The 22,654-nt window shown below is 39.0% G+C and carries 20 protein-coding genes; 10 read left to right on the top strand and 10 right to left on the bottom strand.

What is annotated here, in order from left to right:
- Positions 1 to 872 precede the first annotated feature (872 nt).
- The 5 genes from ACLKML_RS04775 to ACLKML_RS04755 all read left to right on the top strand — a co-directional run bounded on the left by ACLKML_RS04775 (position 873) and on the right by ACLKML_RS04755 (position 5,694).
- Positions 873 to 2,861, top strand: coding sequence for a replication initiator protein RctB domain-containing protein (locus ACLKML_RS04775; RefSeq protein WP_413282583.1), 1,989 nt, complete (start codon positions 873 to 875; stop codon positions 2,859 to 2,861).
- A 446-nt stretch (positions 2,862 to 3,307) separates the two neighbouring features.
- Positions 3,308 to 3,502 (top strand): PA3496 family putative envelope integrity protein, encoded by a 195-nt coding sequence (locus ACLKML_RS04770; RefSeq protein ID WP_413282582.1) that lies wholly within the window; start codon positions 3,308 to 3,310, stop codon positions 3,500 to 3,502.
- Between the two features lie 138 nt (positions 3,503 to 3,640).
- Positions 3,641 to 3,850, top strand: coding sequence for a DUF3283 family protein (locus ACLKML_RS04765; protein WP_413282581.1), 210 nt, complete (start codon positions 3,641 to 3,643; stop codon positions 3,848 to 3,850).
- Positions 3,851 to 3,931: 81 nt separating this feature from the next.
- Positions 3,932 to 4,657 (top strand): YebC/PmpR family DNA-binding transcriptional regulator, encoded by a 726-nt coding sequence (locus ACLKML_RS04760; RefSeq protein WP_413282580.1) that lies wholly within the window; start codon positions 3,932 to 3,934, stop codon positions 4,655 to 4,657.
- A 164-nt stretch (positions 4,658 to 4,821) separates the two neighbouring features.
- Positions 4,822 to 5,694 carry an NAD(P)-dependent oxidoreductase gene (locus tag ACLKML_RS04755; protein WP_413282579.1) on the top strand — a complete coding sequence of 291 codons (873 nt, stop codon included), beginning with the start codon at positions 4,822 to 4,824 and terminating at the stop codon, positions 5,692 to 5,694.
- 78 nt (positions 5,695 to 5,772) lie between these two features.
- On the opposite strand, the gene ACLKML_RS04750 is transcribed toward ACLKML_RS04755, so the two are convergent.
- Entirely contained in the window at positions 5,773 to 7,440 is a 1,668-nt protein-coding gene (locus ACLKML_RS04750; protein ID WP_413282578.1) for a methyl-accepting chemotaxis protein, read from the bottom strand.
- A 279-nt stretch (positions 7,441 to 7,719) separates the two neighbouring features.
- On the opposite strand from ACLKML_RS04750, the gene ACLKML_RS04745 reads away from it, so the two are divergent.
- Positions 7,720 to 8,076: a YibL family ribosome-associated protein gene (locus ACLKML_RS04745; protein ID WP_413282577.1), complete on the top strand. Its 357-nt coding sequence runs from the start codon at positions 7,720 to 7,722 to the stop codon at positions 8,074 to 8,076.
- A gap of 80 nt (positions 8,077 to 8,156) precedes the next feature.
- On the opposite strand, the gene ACLKML_RS04740 is transcribed toward ACLKML_RS04745, so the two are convergent.
- The 5 genes from ACLKML_RS04740 to ACLKML_RS04720 all read right to left on the bottom strand — a co-directional run bounded on the left by ACLKML_RS04740 (position 8,157) and on the right by ACLKML_RS04720 (position 13,696).
- Positions 8,157 to 9,023, bottom strand: coding sequence for a glycerol kinase (locus ACLKML_RS04740; protein WP_413282576.1), 867 nt, complete (start codon positions 9,021 to 9,023; stop codon positions 8,157 to 8,159).
- 95 nt (positions 9,024 to 9,118) lie between these two features.
- Positions 9,119 to 10,558 (bottom strand): sodium:proton antiporter NhaD, encoded by a 1,440-nt coding sequence (gene nhaD / locus ACLKML_RS04735; RefSeq protein WP_413282575.1) that lies wholly within the window; start codon positions 10,556 to 10,558, stop codon positions 9,119 to 9,121.
- A 162-nt stretch (positions 10,559 to 10,720) separates the two neighbouring features.
- Entirely contained in the window at positions 10,721 to 11,743 is a 1,023-nt protein-coding gene (locus ACLKML_RS04730) for a GGDEF domain-containing protein (RefSeq protein WP_413282574.1), read from the bottom strand.
- 424 nt (positions 11,744 to 12,167) lie between these two features.
- Positions 12,168 to 13,298 carry an HlyD family secretion protein gene (locus ACLKML_RS04725; protein WP_317717309.1) on the bottom strand — a complete coding sequence of 377 codons (1,131 nt, stop codon included), beginning with the start codon at positions 13,296 to 13,298 and terminating at the stop codon, positions 12,168 to 12,170.
- Positions 13,299 to 13,303: 5 nt separating this feature from the next.
- Positions 13,304 to 13,696, bottom strand: coding sequence for a DUF3302 domain-containing protein (locus ACLKML_RS04720; protein WP_317717310.1), 393 nt, complete (start codon positions 13,694 to 13,696; stop codon positions 13,304 to 13,306).
- Positions 13,697 to 13,927: 231 nt separating this feature from the next.
- Between ACLKML_RS04720 and ACLKML_RS04715 the strand changes: the two genes are divergently transcribed.
- Positions 13,928 to 14,815, top strand: a complete 888-nt coding sequence (locus ACLKML_RS04715; RefSeq protein ID WP_413282573.1) for a DMT family transporter — start codon at positions 13,928 to 13,930, stop codon at positions 14,813 to 14,815.
- A gap of 20 nt (positions 14,816 to 14,835) precedes the next feature.
- Positions 14,836 to 15,762 (top strand): ornithine cyclodeaminase family protein, encoded by a 927-nt coding sequence (locus ACLKML_RS04710; protein WP_413282572.1) that lies wholly within the window; start codon positions 14,836 to 14,838, stop codon positions 15,760 to 15,762.
- Positions 15,763 to 15,821: 59 nt separating this feature from the next.
- Here the strand turns inward: ACLKML_RS04710 and ACLKML_RS04705 are convergent, their stop codons facing one another.
- Positions 15,822 to 16,280, bottom strand: coding sequence for an Lrp/AsnC family transcriptional regulator (locus tag ACLKML_RS04705; protein ID WP_413282571.1), 459 nt, complete (start codon positions 16,278 to 16,280; stop codon positions 15,822 to 15,824).
- Between the two features lie 152 nt (positions 16,281 to 16,432).
- On the opposite strand from ACLKML_RS04705, the gene ACLKML_RS04700 reads away from it, so the two are divergent.
- Together ACLKML_RS04700 and ACLKML_RS04695 are read left to right on the top strand one after the other, a co-directional pair.
- Complete coding sequence (locus tag ACLKML_RS04700) at positions 16,433 to 17,347, top strand: DMT family transporter (protein ID WP_413282570.1); 915 nt, start codon at positions 16,433 to 16,435, stop codon at positions 17,345 to 17,347.
- Positions 17,348 to 17,400: 53 nt separating this feature from the next.
- Positions 17,401 to 17,796 carry a DUF2391 family protein gene (locus tag ACLKML_RS04695; protein WP_413282569.1) on the top strand — a complete coding sequence of 132 codons (396 nt, stop codon included), beginning with the start codon at positions 17,401 to 17,403 and terminating at the stop codon, positions 17,794 to 17,796.
- A 27-nt stretch (positions 17,797 to 17,823) separates the two neighbouring features.
- Here ACLKML_RS04695 and ACLKML_RS04690 read toward each other — a convergent pair whose 3' ends face one another.
- The 3 genes from ACLKML_RS04690 to ACLKML_RS04680 all read right to left on the bottom strand — a co-directional run bounded on the left by ACLKML_RS04690 (position 17,824) and on the right by ACLKML_RS04680 (position 22,505).
- Positions 17,824 to 19,407, bottom strand: coding sequence for a diguanylate cyclase (locus ACLKML_RS04690; RefSeq protein WP_413282568.1), 1,584 nt, complete (start codon positions 19,405 to 19,407; stop codon positions 17,824 to 17,826).
- Positions 19,400 to 20,878 carry a hypothetical protein gene (locus ACLKML_RS04685; protein WP_413282567.1) on the bottom strand — a complete coding sequence of 493 codons (1,479 nt, stop codon included), beginning with the start codon at positions 20,876 to 20,878 and terminating at the stop codon, positions 19,400 to 19,402. The genes ACLKML_RS04690 and ACLKML_RS04685 overlap by 8 nt, the downstream gene beginning before the upstream one ends.
- A 157-nt stretch (positions 20,879 to 21,035) precedes the next feature.
- The gene (locus ACLKML_RS04680; protein ID WP_413282566.1) at positions 21,036 to 22,505 is read right to left on the bottom strand and encodes a transposase; all 1,470 of its coding nucleotides are present in this window, start codon (positions 22,503 to 22,505) and stop codon (positions 21,036 to 21,038) included.
- Between the last annotated feature and the right edge of the window lie 149 nt (positions 22,506 to 22,654).

Genomic DNA, 22,654 nt, shown 5'->3' with positions numbered 1-22,654 from the left:
TCATATTGAACGAACCAATTCAGTCCAATATTCAATAAAAATTTTACTAGGAACGATGATCAAGGGTAACGCTTGATCATCGTTGCGACCATTACGCAAGATGTAGGACCGATGATCAAGGAGAGTAGGCAGTAAAACAAACGATAAAAGCAATGTAAATAACATGATCGAAATACGGATCAATGATCAAGAGCGAATATCTATACGGAACAATATAACTTAAGCAACTAATTACGGGAGATGCTTATCGGATAACCGATACAAACCTATGATGTCGCTATTTATGTCTCTAATATCAGCGGTATCAAAAATTGAAAAACAAACTACCACCTTGATCATCGTTTCGATATTACTATTAATTGTACACATATTTACACTTACTCAGGATACAAGGCACCAATGAAGCAAATGTAAATAATTGCATCGAACAATGAAAAAACAATCCCTTGATCATGTGTCCGCCAGTAAAATTGGCCTAATTACAGCCGATTATGAACAAATAATTAAAAACAACAGCGCCAGGCTGTGGATAACATGTAAAGAACTGATGATCATTAATCCGTAAATTAAGTGATCATCGTTGCATGACTTATATGATCATCGTTTCGACAGTATATTGATCACTCTTCCGGACAAAGTATGATCATTCTTCTGACGCTCCCATGATCATGCTTCTGATAGAAGTATTATTTTAATCATTAATAAACAATACCTTACAGACAAAAAATATCACGGATCATTAGATCACTTAATCAATATAGATCAGTTTAATCATTAAGATCATTGAATAAAATAACCAAAAATAACACTTTATTTATTCTATGTTTTTCTTTATTCTTGTGGAACTATTACAATATTACGGATAATGATAAGTGAACTCTAAACATAAAGCCGATGAAAAGATCCTCATCAAATTACCGCGATCTCATAAAGACGGGCATTTATTTGCTGTCTCAGAAAACGCAGTAGATTGGATCGAGCAATATCAGCATTTTAAAGGAGTCACTAAAAGTATAGTCGAGCTGTTAAACTTAATATCATTACGCAGTTTTTCCAGTAAAGACGGTTACGTATCAACAACAGAAATCGTTGAGGCAACAGACCGACACCTTACCAGAGCGGCAATTCAACAACGCTTACGAGCCGCGGTAAACATCGGCTTATTTGCACAAATCCCTGTTAAATTTGAAGAGGGGTTAGCTGGAAAAACCATGCTGCATAAATTTGTTAATCCCAGTCAACTGGTGTCGGTATTAGGTGCAACGAGTCTTATGACAGAAAGTGCCAAACAAACCGAAAAACAAAAACGATCCAAGGCATTAGCTCAAACCCAAGTAAATAAAAGACTATTAAGTGAATATGGTCTTCAAACGCCTCCAACACTTAAAGATGAAGCGGATCAATTTGTGGTATCACCTGCAAATTGGGCAGGAATTATCGATCAAGCCCTTGCTCCACCGAGAACACGCAAAAATTATCAAAAAGCAATGGTATCTATTTCTGGATCAAGGGCGATTATCGAAACAAGATCATCAAAAAATATCATGACTGTTGATGATCTGATGACGCTATTTGCGTTATTTACCCTAACGGTACAATACCATGAGCATCATCAAGCAGAATATCAGCTCAATATCAAACAAGCCCCTAATAAAACACCACTCTACATCACTGATATATTGTCGATGCGTGGTAAAAAAGATAGTGGTCCAGCAAGAGATTCAATTCGAGAAAGTATCGATCGAATTGAATATACCGATTTTCAGTTACACGAACTTGCAGGTCGTTGGTTAAGTGAAAATATGCCAGAAGGTTTCAAAAGTGATCGTTTTCGATTTTTAGCCAGAACAATTACAGCTTCAGAAGAAGCACCTTCTGAAGATGCTGCCGGTGAAATAAGAATAAAACCAAACCTTTATATTCTAGTTTGGGAGCCTTCATTTTATGAAGAACTGTTAACTAAAGATTACTTCTTTTTGTTCCCGCCAGAAATTCTTAAACAACATACATTAGTGTTCCAACTGTATTCATATTTCAGAAGTAGAATGTCACGTCGATATACAGATAGTATGCTTTTAAGTGATTTGAATCAGAAACTTGCTAGAAATATTGAATGGAGACGATTTTCATCCGAATTAATTAGAGAACTTAAAAAACTCAGCAAAGAACAAATGGACGATCAGCAGTTTTTTGTTAATTTATGGGGATATCATCTAACTATTTCGCAAACAGAAACAAAAAGTAAAGTTTCTGATTATCTTATTGATATTAAATGTGATGTTGAAGAAGTGTTGCGTTTTTCCCGTGCGAGAACAACGAATGCAGGCAAAAGAAATATGGCACCGACCTTGCCAAACCCGCTGCGCAATGAAATGGTTTCAAAAGAAAAATTGGAACAATTATCAGAAATTATTGACGGAGAATTTGAACCTATACAGCGCCATGAACGCAAAACTAAAGGCAAATTGGGGCGCAGAGTTAAACTTCGTAAACATTTGGTAGAAATTAACGCGGATGAATTAACCATTACTCTATCCAAATATACCTCTCCTGAGGCCCTAGAACGCAGTATAACCGCTTTATCAGCGATGACAGGCCATTCCCCTTCTTCGATTAAGAATGAATGTGATGAGCTTATGGAAAAGCTAGATTGGCTAAGAGTGGCGGACGATATAGTGAGCTACGAAAAGCTAAGTAAAACCATAGAGCTGTACAATTCGCAAACTTCTTCCCGGCATTTATCTATAGAAAAGTTGATTTCCGCTTTAGCGGTGCGAAAAAAGGTATGTAAATCTATTTACCAAAGTCATTTTAATGAAGATGTTTTTCGAGCGTTAGATGAAGTTGCTATTGGGATTTAATTAACTCTGACAAAAAGTTTACACTTTTCTGACAGTCGTAAAAGTTGACGTATTATCATGGCGGTGAATAGACAACCTTTTACCTCTCTAGTTACATTATAGATTGGCTCATATAACATAAGTTTTTGGCGAGTTGCAAAACTCGCTATTTTTTTGTCTGGATGTTTTACTCACTTCTTTTCTGTTCAAGTCATTCTCCTTGATCATCGTTCCACAATTTAGTTCTCACCTCCATTTTTTAGCTCTGATCTCTATTTTGAGTTTTTTAGGCAATCTTGTAAGGATAAATGCGAAAAAATAGATAAGCAAAGTCATATTGATAGAAATATTAGCCAAATGATATAACCCTGTAGTAGGTCACATTCTAAGATTATTTTTCTTAACAACGATTATGACATTTGCTAAATATCCAGTGTCTACGGACACAGTTTTAATCGGAGGAATTCATGTCTATTAATTCTATTGATCATGATCAAATGGCAAATATTGCATCCAATTGGGACTTTAAGGAAGAAGGTGCCAAACAATCTAAAAAACAGCTTAAATCAGCTGAAGCTCGTCGTCGTATTGAAATGATGCGCGAGATTCGTGAAAGCGGTTTAACCCTAGAAGAGGCAGAGGAGTTAGGTTTACTTCATTGACTGTGTCGTGAATGTATATTTCCCTCGGGCGGCCATTGTGCCGCCCTAATTTATCCTTTCTCCTATTTTCAGTATTCACTCGTTTCCATTCACTGTGCTATATTGCTGCACCATACAAAAACGCTACCGAGATATATAATGCCGATTAATTTATCTTTACTTACTGCGGAAGAAAAAAATAAGATTGAAATTGATAAGCAAGCCTCATACTTAGTTTGGCAACTTAAGCACGCCAAAGTCGGTTTTGGTGAGATAGCGACACAGCGCAATAAGTTTAAAAAGCCAGATGAACAGACATGGTTTGAGCAATCGGTAGAAAAATACAAACATATTATGGGTGTAGCATAGTCTTTTGATTCTAAGAAAATTGAATTGAGTTCATATTTTGTTAAGATTCATTTAATAAATTGAAGCAGAGAGAAGATCCCGATGGGAAGAAGTTTTGAAGTGCGTAAGGCCTCAATGGCTAAAACACAAGGCGCAAAAATTAAAGTTTATTCGAAATACGGAAAAGAATTGTACATGGCTGCCAAAAGTGGTGGCGCTGATCCTGATATGAATTTGTCTTTAAAACACCTGATCGCTAAAGCAAAAAAAGATCAAGTACCTGCGCATGTTATCGACAAAGCTATTGATAAAGCGACCGGTGGTGGTGGTGAAGATTACCAACCAGCGCGTTATGAAGGATTTGCTCCCGGTGGCGCTAGTGTTATCGTTGATTGCTTAACCGATAACGGTAATCGTACTTTCCAAGATGTTCGCCAATGTTTCGTGAAAACTGGCGCTAAAATTGGCAGCCCTGGTACGACAGCACATATGTTTGACCATCAAGCTGTATTTCAGTTTAAAGGCGATGACGAAGATGCCTTTTTAGAAGCCCTTATGATGCAGGATGTGGACGTTACTGATATCGAGTCAGAAGATGGCGTGATTACGGTATTCGCACCTCATACTGAATTTTTTAAAGTGAAAACGGCATTAAATACTGAATTTCCAGATTTGACCGTTGACGTTGAAGAAATAACATTTGTACCGCAAACGAACACACCTGTTACTGGTGAAGATGCTGAAAAATTTCAGAAATTTTTGGATATGCTTGATGATTGTGATGATGTTCAACAGGTTTATCACAATGCTGAATTAGATGCAGACTAGAAAATATCGTATGTAGCTTTTCTATCAAAAATAGCACATATAAAACATGGCAATAAAAAAACTGAGCATTGCTCAGTTTTTTTATGCCTTGTCGAATTATAATTATTTAATACACTAGATCATGATTAATTTGGCGATAAATTACAAAATAGTAAGGGAATATTATGAAGGTAAGTTTTCTTGGGTTAGGTGTCATGGGATTCCCAATGGCTGGGCATCTGCAAAACTCGGGGTTTGATGTCACGGTATTTAATCGAACAACAGAAAAAGCTCAAAAATGGGCCGAGCAATATGGTGGTCGCTTTGAGTCGACCGTTGCTGAAGCCGTTAGTGATGCTGATATCGTTATCACTTGTGTTGGTAACGATGATGATGTTCGCAGTGTGGTAACTTGTGAGGGTGGGGCGCTGTCGTCTATGAAAAAAGGCAGTGTATTAATTGATCATACAACCACCTCCGCTACGTTAGCACAGGAGCTGCTAGAAGCGAGTCAAAGCATCGGTATTGAATTTATGGATGCACCTGTCTCTGGTGGCCAAGCAGGCGCAGAGGATGGTGTTCTAACCATTATGTGTGGTGGGAATAGCACTCTATTTGAGCGTATCCAGCCGATTTTTAATGCTTATGGTAAATCGTCGGTATTAATGGGAGAAGTGGGTCAAGGCCAACGCGCTAAAATGGTTAATCAGATATGCATAGCAGGGGTGTTAAATGGACTTTCTGAAGGTTTACTATTAGCTCAACAATCTGGATTAGATATCCCAACGTTAGTGGATTGCTTAAAAAATGGCGCGGCAGGTTCATGGCAAATGGAAAACCGTGCGACGACTATGGCAGAAAATGCATTTGATTTTGGTTTCGCGTTAGACTGGATGATTAAAGACTTAGGTTTTTGTTTAGAAGAAGCTCAAAAACAAGGTTTAACCTTGCCTCTAACCAGCCAAACATTTGACCACTACAAAGCTCTTTCTACAGAGGGAATGGGGCGGTTGGATACTTCTGCTTTGATTAAAGCGATAGAAAAACAATCGGCTTGAGTAATCTAAAAAGAGCCATTGATTTTATGCTCAATGACTCTTTTTATTAATAATACCTATACCTGATACAAGCGCAATTTACACTGTAAAACGGTCAACTAAATTAGATAACTCTTTGGCTTTACTACTTAATTGACGACAGCCAGTTTGGTTTTTGTTGGCAAACTGGGCAGATTGATGGCTTTTATCTGAAATGACCACCACATGCTCAGATATTTCTTGCCCTACTTGGCTCTGTTGCTCAGTGGCAGTAGCAATTAATTCATTCATATCCATAATCACGTTAATAGAGTCTTGTATTTTACCCAGAGCCTCGCTTGCTGCATTTGCCTCTTGTACCGTATTTGTGCTTTTAGAACGGCTAATATTCATTGTTTGTACTGCTGCATCTGATGCCGATTTCAATTGGTTTATCATTTGATGAATTTCTAAGGTACTTTCTTGCGTACGGCTGGCTAACTTGCGCACTTCATCTGCTACTACCGCAAATCCACGACCTTGTTCACCAGCTCGAGCGGCTTCAATTGCAGCATTCAAGGCAAGAAGATTGGTTTGTTCTGCGATATCTTGAATCACTTCTAAAGAGGTTGAAATGTTTTGCACATCCCCCTCTAGTGCAGACACGACATCATTCGCTTGTTCGACATCTTGTGCGAGAGATTCTACTGAATGAGCGGCAGAAACGACGATCTCCATAGCTTGATTGGCACTGCCTTCTACTTCTTTAGCTGAGTTAGCTGCCTGAATTGCATTGCTGGATATTTCGGTAGCAGTGGCGGTCATTTCTGTCATTGCGGTAGCGACTTGCTCGGTTTCTTCTCGTTGTTGATGGGCGAGGGAATCTACCTGAGTGGCTCTACCCGCCATATCATTAGTTTCGGTTACTACGTCATTACTGACTAGCATTACATTTTTGATTATGGATTGAAGATTTTCTACAAATAGATTGAAGTTGCTTCCTAGGCGATTAAATTCTGGCAAGTTAAAAGTATCAATTCTGGCAGTTAAATCCGCATCACCGTTAGCAAATGAAGCAATTGATCTATCAAAGGCATTTAATGGACGAATAATACTCTGGTTAACGATGACCGCAAATAAGCCCGCTAGAATGACGATAATTAAAGTGGCAATACCAATACTTAAAATAGCTTTTCCAGCAAGTGTGTCTGATACCTCTTCCATCGCCATTATTGTTGATTCCACATCGTCAATATAAAAGCCAGTGCCGACAATAAGGTCCAGCTTAGCGTTATAAATAGAATAGGTTAACTTAGGTTGAGCCGCGCTATTGTTTCCTGGTTTCTGAAAATAGTAGGTAGTGTAACCGCCACCATTTTTGGCTTGTTTAATGATCTCTTGTACAAAATATAGATTATTTTGGTCTTTTAAATGGGTAAAGTTTTCACCAATACCGCTATTGCTTAGGCCCGACATCATTCGGTCGCCTTTACTGTTATAGCCAAATACATAACCCGTATCGCCAAACTTTACCTTGGATAACTCAGCAATGACTTGCTCTAAACTCGCGTCTTTATCTATTAACGAAATCATCATTGAATCGACGATTTCCATATAATTCTTTAACTCGATTCGGTTACTTTCCATCATATAGTTTCGAGAAGACTCAACGTGAGCGCTATTTAACTTTATAAGTTCATTATTGGTAAAATACATGGTGCTAAAAGCAATAATTAGTAGTGGTAGTATAGCTAATATATACAGTCTTGTTTTTATCGTTATATTCATAATGCTTATCTCAAAGTAGATAGTGACTTATAGAGTAGTTAAATATGTGCAATTCATTGGTGATCATGAGTACAAAAACCTCAATATGACTTATCGACAGTAAGCTGGAATACTTTAGTTTTATTTTAGGCTTCCTTGGGTTTATTTTAGGATTAGAGCAACGAAAGCAGAGAGAGAAAGATCTTTACCGATCAAATTGGTGTTCGACAATCAAAAAATAATTCATTTTTTGATCATATAATGGTAGAAAGAGCGTCCATTTCGAATAGGTATAAACAAATGAGTTCAAAGAAAGAGATACAACAACTAAACGATCGTCTAGATAAATGTAAAAACAAGTTGAGCGCAGCGGTTTCTCGACGCGATCAACCTACTATTGCTCAGTTTGATAAAGAAATAGAGCAAACAAATAAAAAGCTAAATCAATTAAAGCATAAGCAAAGCTATGATTTGAATAAAGAGCGCAAAGAATTGCTTGATATGCCTTTTCAACGTGCAATAACCAAAGAAGAACAAGCGGATTTGGGTAAGTTGAAAAAAAGAGTAAAAGGTCTGGTTATTGTGCATCCATTAACCAAAATAGGCAAAGAACTAAGATTAGAAGCGGTTACTGGATTTGCAGCCAAAGAGTTTTGATTGCTGCGCTTATTTGAACAACGTAAAATAAGCGTAATTGCTAAATTTTTGTGCTTGTTGATCGCTATGTTATTGCACCTTTAATACGCTTTAATACCAAATTTTCTTAACGCGTGAGGCAATATTTGATCAAGTTGGTTTATTTGCTTGTGTTCGATTTGAATAAGGTTAAAACCGTAATTTGCGTAAATGGCGATTTTTTCTTGCTTGGTGCTTGAATCAATTGGGCCTGTGTCTGTGCCCCAATACTGAATATAAACTTTGCCACTTGGCAGATAAAAATCACTGTAGACTTGTTCTTCTATCGGTAATTTTCGCTCATAAGCATGGACGATCCCTGCCATATAAAGCCAATTATCAATCAACAACTCACCTGTCGAGCGAACATAATGGCCATCAGATGTGCGGTGTTTCGCTTCAAATTTTTGTTTGAAGCGAGAGAAAGATTTATCGGTCGATAACATGTCAGAGTCTACGCCCATAAATTCTTTAACTGAATGGCTAAAATTGCGGTTTTTCAGAATAGTGTCATGCCAAACGGTAAATAGATTTTCAGAAGCTTTATCTTGGCGTTGTTCACCGCCCACTCTCAATCCTAACTCCGTAATTCGCCAGCCGTCTGAATCTCGGTTTATCCAGCCTAATTCATTAAAAATTTGATTTATCTTCTTGGCATTTAAACCGTATTTTTCACCTAGCTGTGTTGCTGTATATCGTTCACCGTTGCTCAACGCTTTATTTATGATCAGGTCAACCGGCCACACTATAAATTGGCCGTATTTATTATGTGTAACGTATTCTCCACCAAACTCTCGACCTAAATCTGTCAGTAGCCATTTATTATCATGCCGAACAATATAACCGTACTGATTTAATTTAGAAAATAGAGCTTTCAAATCTTCATCGTTTTGTTTGGCTAAGTTGGTGGTGGATATTTTTTCAGACATAAATGGCTTCCGAAATGAACTCACAGTTAATTAGATTACTTGCCAATTTTTAGGACATAACTGTCACTACCTAGGGTTCAGGTTAGTTAGCATCCTTAAAAACTGGCACTATTAATCAATAAGTGTAACCCAATACTCACCGCGTATCCCACGGTAATTATTGGTGTCCATTTTAAATGGCCAAAAAATGTATATTTACCATGAGCCGCTCCCATTAGTGCCACGCCTGCAGCAGAACCAATAGAAAGCATACTGCCACCAACGCCAGCAGTCAGTGTGACCAGTAACCAGTTACCTAAAGACATATCGGGTTGCATAGAAAGAACAGCAAACATAACGGGTATGTTATCTACTATGGCAGAAAGAAATCCGACAACAACGTTGGCCAGTACTGGGTCCCATTGGGTGTACATTAGGTCAGATACTACGCCTAAGTAACCGAGTAAGCTTAATCCCCCAACACTCATCACAACACCGTAGAAAAATAGCAAAGTATCCCACTCGGCATGTGAAACGCGACTAAACACGTCAAAAGGAACAATCGAGCCTATTCTTTTTAATGCGGCTTCATCATGTGCTGCAAGTGCTTTGGCTTTTTTGAGTGCGATAGATTTAGGTAAGGTTTTACGTAAGAAATAGCCAAAAAATTGTAGATAAGCGAGGCCCATCATCATGCCGATAACGGGAGGGAAGTGTAAAATGCCATGAAAGCCGACTGCCGTTAATATGGTTAATAAAAACAGCCCTATAATGCGTTTGCCTCCTCGTTTCATTTCTACATACTCCTGAATCGATTCAGGTTGTTGTTTAGGAACGAAAAAGGACATCACAATAGCGGGTACCAAATAATTGGCAACAGAAGGAATAAATAGGCTTAAAAACTGACTGAATGACACTAACCCTGCTTGCCATACCATCAAGGTGGTAATGTCACCAAATGGACTAAACGCGCCACCAGCGTTGGCTGCAATGACAATATTGATACAGGCGATATTAATGAACTTGGTATTATTGCCTCCTACTTTCATTATCACGGCACACATTAATAACGCTGTGGTTAAGTTATCAGCGATAGGGGAGATGAAAAATGCCAGAACGCCTGTTAACCAGAAAAGGGTTCTTAAATTAAACCCTTTACTTAACATCCACGATCTTAATACATCGAATATTCGTCTCTCTTCCATAGCACTGATATAAGTCATGGCGACCAGTAAAAACAACAGTAATTCTGCATATTCTAATAGGTTGTGCTCAATGGCTTGTTTGGCGATATCAATCTGCCCATGTTGTTGATAAACATAACCAATCATTATCCATATTAGGCCTGCGGCTAATAATACCGGCTTGGATTTTCTTAATTGCAGATACTCTTCTGCCATCACAAGACAGTAAGCTAAGGCAAATATAATCAGGGCGGCATACCCAACTGTGGACGTGGTTAATCCAGTAATAATGGGATTTGAAGGATCGGATGCGTAAGCAGAAAAAGAACACAGTAAAAAAAGTAGAATTAAAAAGGGGCGATTCCATTTCATCGACTTGCTATCTCCAACATAAAATAAATTGGTGATAGTGTAGACAATACTAGAGAAACGTCAGTTAACAATTTGTTAACTTGACGAATAACAACAGTTAATGAGAAAAAAATGTTTTGATATGTGAGGAAAATCTTCTTCTGGGCAGATAGATTAAATTTACTATATAGGCATAACTCTATTCTTGCCCAAGTTTTTTGCTTTATACAATTGCTGATCTGCACTATCAATTAACGAAATAGGGTTTTCGCCTTCAGTAAATTCAGCCACACCAAAAGAGGCCGATATATTTTTTACTTGTTGGCCCGACCGTTTATCTTTAATGGTCATCTTTTCTACAGAACGTCGTACTGCCTCTGCAAACTGGCGAGCAATTCGTAGCGGTTTGTTAGGCACAAGTATGGCGAATTCTTCGCCTCCATAACGATAGGCTGCAATGCCGTCACGACAATTATTTTGCAGTCTTTTGGCTATCGCTTTAATAACCATGTCGCCAAATATATGCCCATAATCATCATTTAAGTGTTTAAAATTATCGATATCGATCAAGATTAAGCATAGTGGATAGGACTGTCCTGAAGAACAATAAGCCGAAATATCCTTATCAAAAGCGCCTCGGTTTAATAGCCCAGACAAGCTATCACGTAATGCATCTTTTTGTACTCGTTCTAGTTTTTCCTTTAGAGTCGATATTTCGGTACTTGCAGAACTTAGTTGATCGTTAAAGTAGCTGGTGGAGTTTTTTATGGTTTTTGATTCTTTGACGAAGTTGCGCACTAACGTTAACAATTCATCAAATGTAAGGCCTTCATTGTCGATTTTATCTAGATTTGAGAAACTCTTTTCTATTGATTTTTCGAAGGTACTGGTGTCTTGAAGAGTATCTTGCATGGAAAGAAATATTTCGTTAGCCAGAATTTCGAGATTGCATTTTAATTCACTAACATCAGATTCGGTTTTTCCTGCAATATAGGTTTGATAAAGATCTTCATTATGGCTAGGTAAACATAAGCCATATTCAGAAATGATACCATCCAGTTCATCATTAAGCTTCGGTTGAGATTGTTCTACATACGTATACCACAATGCATAATTTGGAGGCGTTGTTGGTACCTGATTCTTAATCATCAAGGGTACGGCAGCTCTTAATATTTCAGCTGCTTTATGGAAATCTTCTTTAATCATTAGTAAACCAAGTTGCCTAGAAAATCATATAATCATTGTTAGTTATAATGTTAGCGAATTTATTTAAAATTTTCTTGTTTGTTTACTAAAATTTAGCAAAAACAATCGATTTGGCTAAAAAAGTTCTCATTGTTGAAAACTTGGTGTGTTCAGATATGCATAATATTTATGCATTACGACTTTGATATATGTTTTTTTTGATTTCGAACCAGTTTGATTTCTGTGCCATCAGCTTTATGTTTTTATGTGTTAGCAGTTTTATTTCTTTACGTGCCAATAATTTTATTTCTTTACGTATAAATAGGTGAACAACGAACGAAATTGGCGAGAACTCTGTATTGATCAACAAGGTTCAAACAATAATATTACTGTTTGAACCTTGTGTGGTGTTTTTGTTAACGCACCCTATGAGGAAAAAACCAGCTTAATGATCTAAATACAAATAGTTCTGCCAACTTTTCATCCGTATTAACATTTTTCGCATTAACGAAACATGCTCTAAATGATCTGAATAAACGGCGATTTCTGCTGCGCTACCAAGAGGAAGTCCATATTGCGACATATCATCATTAATTTTAAGCTTCACCATCAAACGTCCTTGAGTATTTATCGCACTGGTTCCCAATAGTGTTCCTCTTGCTTGGAACTGCCCTTCAGCAATTGCAGGTAGAGTCTCTATTACCTCCCCAGTAAATACTTTGCCTGGTAACGCTCTAAAGATAAAGTCAGCTTCGTATCCAGGCTTTAACCGTTGAGAGGAGTTTTGTCTAAATGCGCCAATGTAATACCTTTCTTCCGAATGGACAAAAGTCATAGCTGGTGCCAATGGTAAAGGTACTGCCATCATGCCGGGTCTCAATGCCAGTTGAGAAACATAACCATCGGTTGGCGCATGAACAACGGTTTCATCCAGTTTAAATTGAGCTTGTTCCAAATCCGCGCTTGCTCTTGCGACATTGGTATTGACACCGTTTATTTGTGATTCAAACGCTAACTTGGTTTGGTTCTCATTGGCTTTGGCTGCCGCTACGGCGGCTTCAGCGGCTAAATAAGATTGGCGACGGGTATCAACTTGTTGAGTTGTGAATGCGCCTTTTTTATAACCAGATTGATAGCGTTGGTATTCTCGTTCTAATTTATCTCGTTGCGCTTCGGCTTGTAGACTTGCCGCTTGTGCGCCACGGTAAATAGATTCTAGTTGCAACACATTTTGTTCCGCTGCCGCTAATTGTGCCTGTTTGTTGATTACATCAGCTTGAAAAGGTGTTGGATCTATCTTGAATAAAATATCGCCTTTTTTGAGCGGTTGGTTAGGTACAACGTTTACTTCAATTACCTTTCCTCGCACACTCGGTACGATTGGTGTTGTACTGAATATTTGCCCGCCAATGGATGTGTACGGGTGATTAAAGTTCATCGCTAAAACCATCGAGCCAACAATAACTACGCCGCCAAGAACAGCGGTTGGAATGGTCCACTTATTTTTAGGTATCCGAAAAATTTTGAATATAGCAATACAAAATGCGGTATAAGTTAGTATTAATAACGTTTCCATTGATTCTATTTCTCCTCGTCAGTGGCAGTAGTCGCCTGTTGAGGGGAGAGAGGTGTTGAACGGTTTTCTTTTTCTTTTAACTGCTTAACTTCAGTTTGAAGATGAGAGATTTGTTCGGTTAAATGGGTTATTTTGTGTTCTAAATCGTGTTGTTCATTGGCCAATTTAGTAAACCCCCAACCTCTATCATCGCGCCATAGCGTCGCCCATATCCATAGGAATGGCCATAGAGCATGAAGGGTAAATAGACTTACCCAACCGGATACATGAATGGCATCTTGGTGAGGATGGTTACGTTCTTTGGCTATTTCATAAGGAATATCGTGAATAACGATAATTCCATAGAAGACAATCAAAACAACACATATTAGCGTCACTAGTGCGACATACTCTAGCATTGGTTATTCCTTGTATTAGTCAATGTGTAGATTCACTTTTTTTCATAAACATATAGTCTTAATAAACATATAGTCTGATAAATATACAGTTTTACAGTAAAGATTCTTTAACTACGTGTGGTCATTTAACCGTATGTTTTTAGTTTAACAGACAAAAGTAAACCAGTAATAGGTTATAAAACATACGTAACTATCATAATAGATTAGTTTTTCGAATAATAAGGAAATAAATTGCAATATATAGGAGAAATAGCGGCAATATGTGCTGCACTGGTATGGGCTGTTGCGACGTGGATCTATAGCCAATTTAGTCATCAATTCAGTGCCATGCAGATGAATATTGTTAAAGGTGTGACGGCCTCGATGATGATGTTGATTGTGCTGCCTGTTTTACCCATGCCGGAATTGAATTTGAATCCAAGTCATATTTATGTTCTGGCGGCTTCAGGGGTTATTGGGATTGCAATCGGTGATAGTGCTTATTTCTCGGCATTAAAACGCATCGGCGCCAACAAAACCTTGTTGTTAGAGTCTCTTGCCCCTCCATTGTCGGGAGTTTTAGCGTTAGTGGCTTTAGGGAGTACATTAAGTAGCCAAAGTTGGTTAGGTGTTGTGGTTACAACTATTGCGGTTACTTTTGTAGTGTTTCAACCTAATGTGAACAATCAACCCACTTCAATGTCTGGTATCGGTTATGGCTTACTTGCCAGTGTTTGCCAAGCTACAGGGGTGGTTATTTCTCATTACGCTTTAGTAGCGGGCGATATTCCACCATTGCTAGGCGCACTTATTCGCTTGAGTATTGGTGTTATTGTTGTCATGGTAGTTATTGGTTTTACCGAGAATAAACCGTTTAAGTCAATGTTTAGCAAGATGATTTGTTTATCTGGTCAAGATAAAAAATGGCTTTTGGCTGCAATTTTTGTTGGGACATTTTTAGCATTATGGTTACAACAGGTTGCGCTGAAACATGCTAATCCAGCTGTAGCACAAACACTGATTGCGACCAGCCCGTTATTTATTCTCATTATTTACGCCTGGAAAGGGGAGTTGATTACCAAAAAAAGTATCTTTGGCACCTTTTTAGCGTTACTTGGTATTTCTTTATTTTTTCTTTAACAAAAAGGTTTTTGGTTAAGATGGTTGGATTTATTACCGCACAAGACATAGAGCAGCGTTTATCATGGCGAGATCTTTGTGATGCATTTCGTGCAGGTCATCAGCTGGAAAGAGCTGATATCGATGATATTTTATTTAAGCATGGCGATAATGCGTTATTGAGTCGTGCTGCATGGCTTAAAGGCCGGGGGATTGGTGTTAAAACTGCCACTGTTTTTCCAGGTAATGCAAAATGTAGCCCGAGTATGCCCAGTGTGCATGCGGTTTTTACGCTGTTTGATGATCAGTCTGGTGTCCCACTTGCTTTTATTGATGGCAATCTAGTAACCAAATGGAAAACCGCCGGTGATTCTGCTTTTGGCGCGAAGCTTCTAGCAAGGCCAGATAGTAAAATATTAACGGTGGTTGGTGCTGGCGCGGTTGCTTCCTCGGTCATTGATGCATTTCGAGCGCTATTTCCTCAAATAGAAAAGGTTCAGATATGGAATCGAACGTTTGAGAAAGCACAAAAATTAGCGCAAGAGAAGGGCGCAATAGCGGTTAAAGATTTAGCAACGTCTTTAGCCAACGCAGACATTGTTTCTTGTTCCACTATGTCTACATCACCTGTCATTATGGGAGACTGGATCAAACCAGGAACGCATATCGATTTGATTGGTGCGTATCGTCCTGATATGCGAGAAGCAGATGATTCATTGTTAACTAAAGCCAACATTTTTGTGGATGCGAGAGAAACCGCTATTCATGATATTGGTGAACTCGCGATTCCGATTAAGAATGGCACCATTACCGAAGAGGATATTGTGGCTGATTTTTACCAACTCTGTAATGGCGCAAAAGGCCGCCAGTCGGCGCAAGAGATAACCGTGTTCAAAAATGGTGGTGGCGCTCATTTGGACTTGATGACGGCATTATATATGCTCGATAACTATAAAGAAAATCAGTAAGATAAGTTTAACAGGCCGCCTATACCTGCAACCTATAAGGTAGGTTATAGGCGGTCTAGTTATTTAATAAAGATAGGTAATGAATTTTTGGTAATCACATCTCTTACCGATAAGTGGGTATGAATATCTTTTACACTGGTGAGTTTGTGCAGCTTTCTGGTAAATGCTTCATAGCCAGCCAAATCGGCACTCACCACTTCTAACAAATAATCATATCCACCAGAAACAATATGCCCATTGATTACTTCAGGCCAATGGGAAAGAGCTTGTTCAAAGTTTATAATCGATTCTTCTTGATGGTTATTGAGACTCACTTCAACAAAAAAAGTCATCGATATACCGAGTCGTTCCTTACTTAGTGTGGCTTGATAGCCTTCAATGAACCCTTCGTCCTCTAGTCGTTTTAAACGCCTTGCACAGGGAGAAGGCGATAAACCAACTCGTTCAGATAACTCTGCTGTAGACAGCCGGCCTTCTTTTTGAATGATTTCAAGTATATGCCGATCAATTCTATTCATTGCCTATCCTTTGCAATTTAACGTTAATATTTTCAATATTATTGGCGATATCCACTAATAATATCAACTTTCATATCAATTATCGCTGATTTAATGCGCTCAATTTAATGGATAATTCTATAGTCGACAATGAATAATAGGAATTAATTGCCATGGATAAGGCTATGCAATCAGTGATGAGTAAGACCAGTGGACACTCTATATCGCCATTAACAAAGGGATATATGACCATGATAATGGTGTTATTTATATGGTCAGGTTTTGCTCTCACCACTCGAGCGATAGGTCGGTCTCCGTTAACCATTGCCGATGTAGCATTAATCCGATTTTTTGTACCTTTACTATTGCTTATACCATTGATTCCACATCACTTTAACGAGATAAAAAAGGTAAAAACCTCCGAAGTGTTGTTCATTGTTTTAGGTGGTGTTCCATTTCTATTTTTGGCCGCTATTGGCGCAAAAACAGCACCCACCGTTTATGTTGGTACCATATTAGCGGGCACTTCGCCTTTGTTTGTTGCAGCGTTATCCTATGTGGTTTACCGGCAAAAAATTTCGTTGAAAAGAGCGTTAACTTTATCTCTTATTCTGGTGGGCGTTGTTGTTATGATCGAAGGGCGCACTGGCCGAATTTCTGACGATATGCTCACTGGCATCTTGTATTTGTTTTGTGCGGCAGTGGTATGGGCTGGCTACACCATTGGCTTAAAGCGTGTCGCGCTGAGTACTTTGTCTATCGCTATTATTCTTTCTTATGCCTCGTTTTTTATTACTCTAGGATTGGTTTTGTCTGGTGTCGTCCCATCAAATTTTGGTTCCTTTAGTATTGATGAGGCGTTACCCTTTATATTGATTCAAGGTGTTGGGGTGGGAGTGTTGGCAACTATTGGTTTTTCTTATGCTGTGAGTCAATTAGGCTCAGCGCGTTCATCGATTATAGGTTCGATCTCGCCTGGCTTGACAGCTTTGCTTGCGGTGCCTATCTTCAATGAGCCTTTATCCATTGCCATTGTATCTGGACTCGCCTTAACTATTGTTGGTGTTTTATTATCTAATCGCACCTAATCTATTGCCCACTGTTTTTTCATTGAGGCTTTTAAATATCGGAGAGAGAATCAATGAAGTTCAACTTTAATCTTGAGGATGCGAGCCAAATTTTCGTCGGTGCTTTTGCACTGGCTGTGCCCGTCTCTTTTTCAGAAGAAGCTTGGCGATTAGGCGAAGTTCTTCCAATCACCAATCTATTAATGTTATTTATTTTATCAATGACGTTTCTGGCGCTATACACTTATGAAAGTGTTTTTCAAAGAGATGTTCTAAGTAGAAAAGGGGTGTTTTTATTTCGAATTGTGGTGGCATACTTAATGGCGGCCTTGGTAGTAACGTTAGTACTATTTTGTATTGATAAACTGCCATTTTCTACCGACCCATGGGTGGCGGTAAAACGCATTATTGTGATTACTATGCCAGCTTCAATGGGAGCGATTGTGGTTGATAGTTTTGATAAAGAGTGAACAGCTTAACGACAGTAAGCTGATCACTTATGCTTCTATATAGACTCGATTTCGACCGTTGGCTTTGGCTCTATACAGTGCTTTGTCAGCACGGTAAAAGGTCCTTTGAGTATTTTCTTTATCGCGATGCAGAGTGACCCCGACACTGACGGTTAACCCTCGTTCACCCAATATTGATTGCCAGTTATAATTATAGATGCGTTCACGGTATTGTTCGGCATGCATCTCTGCTCTTTCAATAGTGGCGTGTTCTAATATGACCAGAAACTCTTCTCCACCAAAACGAACACAAGAAGCGCCTCTAAACTTAAAATAGGATTTTAGTTCAGCAGAGACACAAGCAATGGCTTTATCACCAATCAAATGGCTGAGTTCATCGTTAATTGACTTGAAATGGTCAATATCAATAATGAGGAAGGCGAAAGGGGTGTCGTGTAACAGCAGATCTTTCAACTTCACATCTAACCAACGGCGATTATGTAAAGATGTTAAGGGATCGGTAAATACATCTTGTTGTAGCTTTGCCACCGCATTTTTTTGATTTTCCGTGGTTTCTTTCAATTCCTTATTTTCTTGCTCCGACATAATCAGTTTTAGTTGTAACTCAAAGCGGGATAAACGTTTCAGCTGATGGTTGCCAAGATCAGTAATAGGGATACTTTTAATAACATCGGTTGAGACGCGATAGCCTAATTTTTCAAAGGTTAACGCTTTTTTAAATTTAGCCTGATTGCGAAACACATGGCTCATTGAATCGTACAGTTGTTGTAAAAGTAACGGTGAAGAAGTTTGTTGTATTTTCTTGGTGGTGCTTGTCAGCACAATATTGGCGTAATCTACTTTGCCAAGTTCAGTCAGATTATGTGCTTGCTCTAAGCGAAGCATGCTGGCTAGCCAATGTGATTGGGAACGGTGTATTAGGTAATGTGCTTTAGCTAAAGTAACAAGGGCAAGATGATGCTCATTACGATGGCTCAGTAACTTGGCTTGATAGAGTATAATTTGCCCAGCAAGCTCTTTGTCACTAACCAAAATGCTCAGTTCTTCACATTCTTGCAGTAGTTCATTCGCCGATGAAATACGATTAAGTGAAATATAACATGCGACCAGTTTTATTTTGCAGCGCAGCCTTAGCGCACGGCTACTGATCGCGTGGTCAATACTGGCTATTTTTTGGTAATAACGCAGTGCTTTAGCATGATCGCCATAAGCATCACAAAGGTTACCCATACCCAACACAGCGACCGCATACTCATCAATAGAGCTGTACTCTACCGCCAAAGATGAAAGTTCAACAAACTCTTTTAGTGCCTCATCGTATAAGCCGGCATCAACCAATCGTTCGCTCAAGCTCGTTTTTATGGTGATGATCTCTTCAACATCATTTGGCAAAGATAATAAATTTTGAGCACTTTTCAGTTCAGAGATACTTTGCCTATGTTGGTTAAGTATGCTTCTATATTCTGCGCTAATTAAAAAACAAAGAGCTTTTTCTTTTTGAGAAACGGCGACATGATTGCGTACATGATCCCACAAAATAATCGCTTCCTCTCCTGTAACCGAAGAAGGATCGAGCCCAGCATCTGATACTTTACTTAGCAGCTTATCCATGCTCACTGTCCATTTGTTCTTGTTCTTCGAGTTGTTCTAACGTGAATGGAAACGACAATATATTGTGTAACACGATTACCGGTATTTTTCCTGTCAAGCCGCGTCTTTTCCATGGATAGTTGTGCAAAGTTTGCTTGAAAAAATCAAACAGTTCGTCTGCTTGTTTGCCTCGTTCGGCAATTAACATCCCGATTCTATCTTCACTCAATCGCGCAATAAGATCATTACGGTTACATAAGCACTGTGCAATCTCAAGGCAGACATCAAGATAAGCATTATCTTGATGTTGGATCAGTATAACAGCGTGAGTGGAGGCTTTTAGTTCACTCTTAAACAACACCATCTGTTCCCACCAATAAGTTTCAGAAACAAGAATGGAATAGCCTTTGTCACCATGGTGAAACTCAACTTGGCGTCGGATGCGGTTAATTAATTTTCTGGCACGATTATCCAGCTGTCGTTTCGACGTTCTCGCTTTATCTAGGCCAAGTCGATTGGTTTGATCTTTCAATAACTTAACGGAATATTTTCGATAATTTTGAAAGGAATCTAAAGCGCCTTCAAAATCGCCTTGTTTTTCAGAGACGACTGATTGTTGGAAACAAATTTGCGCCAGTAAGTCTTCATTATGAAACTGCTTGGCTGCTTGTTCTGCATTGCTGAGTAGTGTTTTTGCTTGGCTGATATTATCGCGAATAAGTTCAAGTCTAGCTCGGTTGATATACGCTTGAGTTTGCAGCCAATATAGATTGTGCTTCATTGCCAAGTCGTACGCTTTTAGCGTGGCTTCCTCGGCATTTTTTACTCTTTCTAAGCCGAGTAGTGCCAGGCCTCTATATTCCCAAATTTCAGCTTTCCATGTGGCATTACTATTATGTTTGAGTACTTCTTCGGCTGCGTCCAACACTGAAAGCATTTCAATGTAGTTGTTAAGTAGATAGAAGTCTCTTGCCAATAGAATTCTGGCTCGTCCTTCTAACGAATTAATGCGAGCATTATTAGCTACATTGACAGCAAGTGCGTGAGTTGACATCGCCAGTTTATGTTCATGAGTTATGCGCCAAACGTTACCTAAACCAATTAAGCTTTCAATTTCAATAACGGTTTCGCCTACTAATGCAGCTTGTTCAAGCGCATTAATCCAAAATTGTTGAGCAGAATAATATTTAGATTGGCCCCAGAACTGCAATGCGTGTACATGCAAAATTTCGGGTAAGAACTGATCGGTGTCCAACTTATTTAATCGGGCGTGAGCATCTCGAATGGTTTTTAGGCCCTGGGTGTAATCTCTTAGGTACCAATGACAACGAGAAATTAGGATGGAAGCCTTGATCCCTCCTTCAGGGTAGATCACTTGATCCATTTTAGTTAGCGCATCTTTGGCTAAACGTAAAACGACATTAGGCTCACTTTCTAGTCGAGAAGAAAGCTGGTCAATTTCATTTTCTAATACTGAGTGAGCTCTATTCAAGGCTAAATCCATGATGTGAACGACATAAACAACGTACACATTATATGGATACTTTGGAAATAATCACTAATTAAAATGCAATAAATGATTTGTCTTTCTAATTAAACTTTGCACTGCTTCACAGTATACCGCTAAGACTGGGCAAGATTTTGTCTTGTTAAGAAAGCAGCTGCTTTAGCGTTAATGGTTGGTCTGTAATGGCCAATTCTTGTGCCGGCGTTTTACCATCTTTATCTTGGTAACATAAATTATGCCATGCTCTGAATATATCCAACATCGGGAGTATACCCGCTGGCCTTAATTTTCGCCGAGGTTCATTAATAAAACTATCAAAGATGAGTTGGAAGCGGTCTTGGTAAAATGCAGTCTTTCTTATACTCGCTTTATTGATCCAAGTTTGAGGCGATGGATTCTCTCCTGCCAAGTAGCAGATCCCTTTGCTGGCATTTTCTTGTGTTGATATCGCCCAACGGTCTTTCCACCAGCCCATATGGACAATATCAACTTTATCAATCATCAGGTTTTTATCCCAACTAGGATCTTCTTCAACGTAAATCAAATCTATGTCTCGGCGCTTAACTGTCGAGGAACAAAGTGATAAAGCAGCAGAACGTAATATTGGATCTTGAGGAAGATAAATGGACATAGGTTTGCTGTGATCACATAGATCAAATATTTGCATAAAGTGCGCATAAGAGGTGTAAGGTGGCCGTATTAATGCGCCTTTGGATGGATAATTAAATTGCGCCATATTACCCATTGGATCTTCCACATTGCTGCGTGTCAGTATGACCTGATATTTTTCGTCAATGCGTTTGAGTAGATCTTGCGATGTCACTTCTATACTAACATTGGCTTCTGCTGCATATTCTCTTGATATATAACGGGCAGGGCTTGCATACGGATCATGATCAACGGGACCACAAGGTTCGTCGTCGGCAGAGTAGTTAATATGTTGAGAAAGAATATAGCCCGATTCTGCTTCACCGGTTGCAAACCATAATACGCCATTATGACTTTGCGGTTGAAGAGGCATAAAGTGAGAGGCTAATTGGTAGTGTTGTGCATGATTGACCCATCGGGCATCAAACATAGCTAACTTGCGACGGCATCGACTGGCAATATGATTGACATGATCATAAAAAGTCTTTGGGTTTACTTGCAATTTTCGGCAAATATCTTTGACTGAAAAACCAGTAAATAGCAGCCCAAGAACACTTTCTTGAAATGAGAGCTTGGCATTATTGCCCGACCACTTATCCACAAAAGTTGAATGACAACCCTTGCAGCGATAACGTTGTCGATCACCACTGTAACCAAAAGAGTGGTATAGATTTTTATTGGTATGGACCGACTTACCAAAATTTTCGCACTCGGCATGGCGGCAAGCAGCAAGACCGTCGTTATGAACCGTACGTAATCGCTTGAGTTCATTGAGCACATCTTGATTGTTAAGTAAGGGGGGGAAAGAACCACACTCCCGACAGACCATCATAGGACGCTTAGGGTTTACGTGTTGCAAAACATACCGTTCTGCATTGCTCAATCCAAAGTTATCACACGCCAATGTTTTACAAAAGTTGAGTTGTAAACCATTCGCATCCTTAGGTAGTTTGTCGTTCGACACGATCGCCCCCTTAAAACATCGTATGGGTATCCATATAACATCGTTACCTATTAACGTGGTAAACGGTTAACGTGGTAAACGATTAACATGGCACCCAATTAATATGGTCAGCAATAAAGTAGCGGCAGATTCACCGATACTGATAGTGA

Origin of the sequence: Vibrio sp. MA40-2, assembly GCF_047302445.1 — a bacterium.
Lineage (GTDB): Bacteria > Pseudomonadota > Gammaproteobacteria > Enterobacterales > Vibrionaceae > Vibrio.
The sequence above is the reverse complement of the archived record's forward strand: the minus strand, read 5'-3'. Positions and strand labels throughout refer to the sequence as shown.